This window comes from Bacillus sp. LR--39 (genome assembly GCF_053613335.1).
Genome location: NZ_JBSIOT010001244.1, coordinates 1 through 592, shown reverse-complemented (window position 1 = coordinate 592; position 592 = coordinate 1). Strand labels below are relative to the sequence as shown.

2 protein-coding genes are annotated in these 592 nt (G+C 51.7%); one reads left to right on the top strand and one right to left on the bottom strand.

Annotated elements, in window-relative coordinates; all coding sequences use genetic code 11:
* Positions 1–253: aldehyde dehydrogenase family protein (locus ACWHAR_RS29720; protein ID WP_452088769.1), on the top strand; the 253-nt coding region annotated here is incomplete at its 5' end.
* Positions 254–299: 46 nt separating this feature from the next.
* On the opposite strand, the gene ACWHAR_RS29715 is transcribed toward ACWHAR_RS29720, so the two are convergent.
* Positions 300–592 (bottom strand): EamA family transporter (locus ACWHAR_RS29715; RefSeq protein WP_452088768.1); only part of this gene is annotated, 293 nt, incomplete at its 5' end.

Here is a 592-nt window from a genome sequence, read left to right as displayed (position 1 = left end):
CGAAGCGGTCAAGCTCGCCAATGATACGCCTTACGGTTTAGCGGCATACTTCTTTACGGAAAACTACCGCCGCGGCATCTATTTATCCGAAAACCTTGATTACGGCATTCTCGGCTGGAATGACGGCGGACCGTCAACCGTTCAGGCGCCTTTCGGCGGCATGAAGGAAAGCGGTATCGGACGCGAAGGCGGACTGGAAGGCATCGAGCCGTATTTGGAAACAAAATATTTGTCCATCGGTTTGGATGAATAACAAGACAACATGAAAACCCGCCCGTATATCCCCGGGCGGGTTTTTTTTACGCTTTCATCTGTTCAGCGTTTATTTTATCTTTTTTGGGCTGATAGGAAATATAAAAAATGCCTAAAAGAAGCAGGGCGATCCCGGCCCAGGAAACAAGAGGCAGCGATTCCCTGACAAGCACGGTTCCCAACAGCGACGCTGTAAGCGGTTCAGCAAGCGACAGCGTCACCGCCGTTGAGGCGGGCACTTTTGCCAATCCTGTCGTAAATAACAGGTACGCGGCTCCGGTTGCAATGACCCCGATATAGAGGCTGACAGCCATTCCCTGAACCGATGAGATCCAGCCGA